Genomic DNA, 6292 nt, shown 5'->3' on the forward strand with positions numbered 1-6292 from the left:
TTTTGATTTTCCGGTTGCATCAGGATATGGCACTTTCCCGACGGACACACCAGTCCATCCGCCCTTTTCTGCCGGTCTCGGGCAGGGCAGGCGGAATCCGAGCAACATTTCAGGTCTGTGGGGTTTTTTGATGGCACCGTCTTCTGCTGCCGCGATTGTTCTGGCCGCCGGGCTGGGCACCCGTATGAAGTCCAGCCTGCCGAAGGTGCTGCATCCGGTGCTGGGCCGCCCGATGGTGGCGCATGTGGCGGCGGCGGCGGCACAGGCCGGGGTGGACCGTCTGGTGGTGGTGGTCGGGCCGGAAGGCGATGCGGTGGCCAGGGTGGTTGCCCCGCACCCGACCGTGGTGCAGCACGACCGTCTGGGCACCGGCCATGCCGCCCTTCAGGCCCGGGCGGCGCTGGAAGGCTTTACCGGCACCGTGGTGGTGCTGTGCGGCGATGCCCCGCTGCTGCGCCCGGAAACGGTGCGCGCCCTGATTGACGCGCGGGAACGCGCCGGTGCCGGGGTGGCGGTGCTGGGGTTCGAGGCCGCTGATCCCGGGGCCTATGGCCGCCTGATGCTGGAAGACGGCAGCAGCCTGACCGCGATTGTCGAGGCCAAGGAAGCAACGCCGGAGCAGCTGGCGGTGCGCTGGTGCAATTCCGGGGTGCTGGCCATCGACGGGGCCGCCCTGTGGGGCTGGCTGGACCGCATCCGCAATGACAATGCCAAGGGCGAATATTACCTGACCGACGTGGTGGCGCTGGCCCGCGCCGATGGCCGCGCCTGCGTGATGGTGCCGTGCTCGGAGCAGGAGGTGATGGGCGTCAACGCCCGCGCCGAGCTGGCGGTGTGCGAAGCCGTCGCCCAGACCCGCATGCGTCAGCAGGCAATGGCCGATGGCGCGACCCTGATCGACCCGGCCACCACCTATTTCAGCTGGGATACCCGGCTGGGGCGGGATGTGACGGTGGGGCCGTTCACCGTGTTCGGCCCCGGGGTGACGGTGGCCGATGGCGTGGAAATCAAGGGGTTCTGCCACTTTGAAGGCTGTGCGGTGGCCGCCGGGGCCAGCGTTGGCCCCTACGCCCGCCTGCGCCCGGATGCCGACATCGGCGAAGGTGCGCACATCGGCAACTTCGTGGAAATCAAGAAGGCAACGGTCGAGGCCGGGGCCAAGGTTAACCATCTGTCCTACATCGGTGATGCCTTTGTCGGGGCCAAGGCCAACATCGGCGCCGGGACCATCACCTGTAACTACGATGGCTTCGGCAAGTATAAGACCACCATCGGGGCCGGGGCCTTTGTCGGCTCCAACTCCTCTCTGGTCGCTCCGGTGACGGTGGGGGATGGCGCGATCATCGGGGCCGGATCGGTGATCACCCGCGATGTCGAGGCGGATGCGCTGGGCGTCACCCGGGCCGAACAGGTGCAGAAATCCGGCTGGGCAGCCCGGTTCCGGGATGTGAAGCGGGCAGCGAAACTGGCCCTGGCGGCGAAGGCCGCAGAACGTAATTCTCCGGCGAAGAAAAAGTAAGGAAACATCAGACATGTGCGGCATTATTGGTGTTGTTGGCTTGCAGGATGCGGCCCCGCGTCTGGTTGATGGCCTGAAGCGTCTGGAATACCGGGGCTATGACAGCGCCGGCATCGCCACCCTGATCGGCGATGGCATCGACCGCCGCCGGGCGGAAGGCAAGCTGGTCAATCTGGCCAACCGGCTGAAGGAAGACCCGCTGCCGGGTACGGTCGGCATCGGCCATACCCGCTGGGCCACCCACGGCGTGCCGACGGAACGCAACGCCCACCCGCATACCGATGGCCGGGTGGCGGTGGTGCACAACGGCATCATCGAGAACTACGCCACCCTGCGGGCGGAGCTTCAGGCGGCGGGCTGCGAATTCCGCAGTGACACTGACACCGAGACGGTGGTGCACCTGATCAGCCATTACTGGCAGAACGGGGTGGACCCGGTGGCCGCCACCCATAAGGCGCTGAAGCGTCTGGAAGGGGCCTTTGCGCTGGCGATCATCTTCACCGGCGAACACAACCTGATGATCGCCGCCCGCAAGGGCAGCCCGCTGGCAGTGGGCTACGGCGACGGGGAAATGTACATCGGCTCCGACGCGCTGGCGCTGTCGCACCTGACCAACCGCCTCAGCTATCTGGAAGAAGGCGACTGGGCGGTGGTGCGCCGCGACGGCGTGGAGTTCCGCACCCTCGGCGGCGATGTGGTGGAGCGGGCGGTGCATGTCTCCGCCCTGTCCGGCGCGATGATCGGCAAGGGCGAACACCGCCACTATATGGCGAAGGAAATCTTCGAACAGCCGCAGGTGATCGGCGACAGCCTGAACGCGCTGGTCAACCCCAGCACCCGTGCGGTGTCGCTGCCCGATCTGCCGTTTGATCTGGCGACGGTGCGCCGGGTGACGATCGTGGCCTGCGGCACCTCGTATTACGCCGGTCTGGTCGCCAAATACTGGCTGGAAAGCGTGGCCCGGGTGCCGGTGGATATCGACGTGGCCTCGGAATTCCGCTACCGCGAGCCGGTGCTGGAAGACGGCGGGCTGGCGCTGTTCATCTCCCAGTCGGGGGAAACCGCCGATACGCTGGCCGCCCTGCGGTATTGCAAGGAGCATGGGCAGCACGTGGTGTCTCTGGTCAACGTGCCGGAAAGCACGATGGCGCGGGAAAGCCATGCCATCCTCCAGACTTTGGCCGGGCCGGAAATCGGGGTGGCCTCCACCAAGGCCTTCACCACCCAGCTGACCGTTCTGGCCTGCCTGACGCTGGCGGTGGCGCGGGCGCGCGGGGCGATCTCGGCAGCGCGGGAGGCGGAACTGTCGCAGGCGCTGATCGAGGTCCCGGCCCGCGCCGGGGAAGTGCTGAACCACGACGAACGCATCCGCGCCATTGCCGAAGACGTGATGCTGGCCCGCGACGTGCTGTATCTGGGCCGGGGCGCCAGCTATCCGATTGCGCTGGAAGGGGCGCTGAAGCTGAAGGAAATCAGCTACATCCACGCCGAAGGCTACGCCGCCGGGGAAATGAAGCACGGCCCGATCGCCCTGATCGACGACAGCGTGCCGGTGGTGGTGATTGCGCCGGGCGACAGCCTGCTGGACAAGACCATTTCCAACGTGCAGGAAACCGTCGCCCGCGGCGGCCGGGTCATCGCCTTCTCCGACGCCGACGGCGTGGAGCGGATGAAGGACAGCGCGGTTTACTCCATCACCCTTCCGGCGGTGGATCCGTTCGTGGCCCCGATCCTCTACGCCATTCCGGTGCAGCTTCTGGCCTACCACGTGGCGGTGCTGAAAGGCACCGACGTTGACCAGCCGCGCAATCTGGCAAAGAGCGTGACGGTGGAGTGATCCGGCGTCTGTGATGGGAAAAAACAGTCAGCCCCGCCGGGATCCTTCCGGCGGGGCTGTTTTATGTCCGTTGATGTGCGAATGCAGACAGCGCACGCAAAGCACATGTTCAGCCAGTTGGACACCTCCGGAAAAAGAGATTCCTCTGTTTCCGGAGGTGTCCAGGTTTTGAGTGTAGTCACGTTCGAGTGCTTCAGGTATACAATCATAGGTTATAATTCTGGACGCAGCGAGCACGTCCGGACTGACAATCGCTCATTGGCCTAATTTACGGCAGCGCATAGAGGGGACCACTTTGGATCAGCAAACAGAAATTCAGCCCTGGGATCCCTTGGATATAGCCAATAGAAGCGATCTAGAAATACTAACAGCAGCAAAGAAAAGAGAAATAAAAAATATCCTTAAATCTTATGTCGGAACATATGATCCGATGTCTGAGTTAATTCAGAACGCTATGGATGCTGTCGAAAAGCGACAGGATTGTGATGATGAATTTACCCCAAAGCTTGATATAATAATAAATCTATTGGAAAATTCTTTCCAGATTATTGATAACGGCACGGGCTTTCACCTTGAGCAGTTCCGTGCTTTCATGGCTCCAAACATTTCCTTCAAGAAGGAGGCCACAAGTCGTGGCAACAAGGGAGTCGGAGCAACCTACATCGCATACGGTTTTAACGAACTTGAGATTCGTACCAAGAACCCACATTTCCAATTTTCCGGTCGTTTTCGGCATGGCCGAGACTGGGTCGAAGACTCGTCCGGAACGGTGCATCGCCCCCAAGTTTTGCCGACCTCCTCTGTGGATACACGCTTCAATGCTATAGACCAAGGAACGAGCTTTAAGATCACGTTCGGCGGGAAGAATACGCGCCCGTCTAACCTTTCGTGGTATCAAGCTACCACACCCGAGCAATGGCTATATCTACTTTTGGTAAAGACGCCGCTTGGACATATCAATATTGAAGATGGAGCTGCCAGCTCAATCAGCTTCGATCTTACAGTTGTGGATGCCGCCGGTACATCGAATGTCTCGAATAGCTGTAAAGCAAAATACAAATACCCTCATGAAGAAATAAAAGCGAGTCAGAGGCTTAGCACCGTAGTCAGTTCTCAAAAAGCGGCTATAGGTGCGGGAAAAGATCCGAGTCGGGCTATTGAGAAATATCGCAATTCAAATGGGCTATTTGATTGGTTCAATCCAGAAGAATTGATTTCTAAAATTAGAAGTATTACGGAAGAGGAAAGATTTATTATTAAGCAACATTCCGTTTCTGCATACGGATATTTTGCTTACTCAACATCAGTTTGGGATAATCTGAATGATGTAAAGGCAAAATTAAGAAAGAACTATCGAATTCTACGGGGCGGACTTCAGATGGCCAATAATCACATGGCCCAGGGCGATTTGATCACCATCCCTCTCACTAAAAGCATTGGGCATCAGAATCAAACTCATGTGATCGTCCATTTCTCAGGGGCGGAACCGGACTTGGGACGAAAAGGCTTTCAGCCGGAGTTGAGGGCGCTCGCCGAAAAAATTGCCGTTTTTATTGTGGGGCATCTTGCCGGTAGGCGCGACCTTCTAAAGGGAGATAGCGGAGAAGAGCCCGATATCGGGCGCGAGATACATCTCCATGACTGGCTTCGAGAGCAAGAGAAGCATGGAGAGAGTCATCCGCTCCTGTTAAAAAACGATAACTTCTTCTTACCTACGCGGAAGATTTCAGTGCAGTCAGAACCGCTTTCGGAGCAAGATGTAATTGTTCTGTTCAATCAGTTACTCGCAGGTGGCGTTATCCGAGGGGTGCGGTTGCTGGCGACGTCTCAGGTCGCCCAGTATGACGGGGTGCTGAGATTCATAGTTGAAGAGCCTATGGAGCACTTGGTATTTGACGAAGTAAATAATCCGCTTGGCGTATACAGAGAGCAGCTTCAAAATACTTATATTGGTCCTCCTCAAATACTTGAGTACAAATTTTCCCTCGATGGATTAATCAGGGATTTCGAAAGTGGAGTAAAAAAGCAAAAGGACGTTGCTTTAGCTGTATTTTGGGACATGGGTTTCGAGTATAAGAAAGACTATACAGTTCTATCATTATTGGATTTCGACCACATACATCGTCGCCGCCATCATGGATTGACTCATGTAATCCGCTCTGCAAACACAACTTTTTACGCCATCTGCTTGAAAGAATTGATTGCGCTTTTGAACGATCAAGCCGGGGCGCAAGCCTATCAACGCCAAGCCTATGGCGACGACATTTAGGCTTATAGAAATAATATTTTCAATTAAGCGTCTCCGTAAATCTGATTTAGAGCATCGAGCCTTTAATCTGATACATATCCTGCATGCTTGAGGTAATTCCAGCATTCGTCGGGAGAGTAGAGATCGCAGATGCTGCCGACGGCTTGCCATAGGGCGCTGATGGTTCGAGCCCCGATGCGGCGGAGATGAGCCTTGAGTTTGGCGAAGGCCATTTCGATGGGATTGAGGTCTGGGCTATAGGGCGGCAGGAACAGAAACCATGCGCCACGTTCCTTGAGAATGGCCGCGGCCTTCTCGCTCCTGTGGCTGGACAGGTTGTCGAGGATGACGACGTCACCCGGCTGCAATGTCGGTGCCAGCTGCGTCTCGATATAGGTTTCGAAGATCTTGCGGTTCATTGGCCCGTTGATGACCCAAGGTGCCGTCAGGGCATCGCATCGTAAGGCAGCGATGAAGGTCTGGGTTCCCCAATACCCGAATGGGGCGTGTGATCTGAGGCGTTGCCCCCGCCGCGCCCTTCCGCGCAGCCGGGTCATTTTCGTGGTGGTCGCGGTCTCATCGATAAAAACCAACCGATGCGGTTCTTGGCGCATCCGGGGCTGACGTTTTGCCCGCCAGACCCGGCGATCCCGTGCCACGTCATCGCGACCGGCCTCGGTTGCCAGCA

General features: G+C 58.3%; 4 protein-coding genes. 3 read left to right on the plus strand and 1 reads right to left on the minus strand.

The window, feature by feature from the left end:
- Positions 1-130: 130 nt before the first annotated feature.
- The 3 genes from glmU to FHS48_RS13015 all read left to right on the plus strand — a co-directional run bounded on the left by glmU (position 131) and on the right by FHS48_RS13015 (position 5625).
- Positions 131-1519 carry a bifunctional UDP-N-acetylglucosamine diphosphorylase/glucosamine-1-phosphate N-acetyltransferase GlmU gene (glmU, locus tag FHS48_RS13005; RefSeq protein WP_184263996.1) on the plus strand — a complete coding sequence of 463 codons (1389 nt, stop codon included), beginning with the start codon at positions 131-133 and terminating at the stop codon, positions 1517-1519.
- Between the two features lie 13 nt (positions 1520-1532).
- On the plus strand, positions 1533-3356 hold the full coding sequence (gene glmS / locus FHS48_RS13010; protein ID WP_184263997.1) for a glutamine--fructose-6-phosphate transaminase (isomerizing): 1824 nt from the start codon (positions 1533-1535) through the stop codon (positions 3354-3356).
- Between the two features lie 295 nt (positions 3357-3651).
- A complete protein-coding gene (locus tag FHS48_RS13015) occupies positions 3652-5625 on the plus strand; it encodes an ATP-binding protein (RefSeq protein ID WP_221443500.1) in 1974 nt (657 codons plus the stop codon).
- Between the two features lie 62 nt (positions 5626-5687).
- Here FHS48_RS13015 and FHS48_RS13020 read toward each other — a convergent pair.
- On the minus strand, positions 5688-6292 hold a 605-nt coding region (locus FHS48_RS13020; RefSeq protein WP_184263998.1), incomplete at its 5' end, for an IS630 family transposase.

The sequence above is a fragment of the Novispirillum itersonii genome, assembly GCF_014205675.1.
GTDB lineage: Bacteria > Pseudomonadota > Alphaproteobacteria > Rhodospirillales > Rhodospirillaceae > Novispirillum > Novispirillum itersonii_A.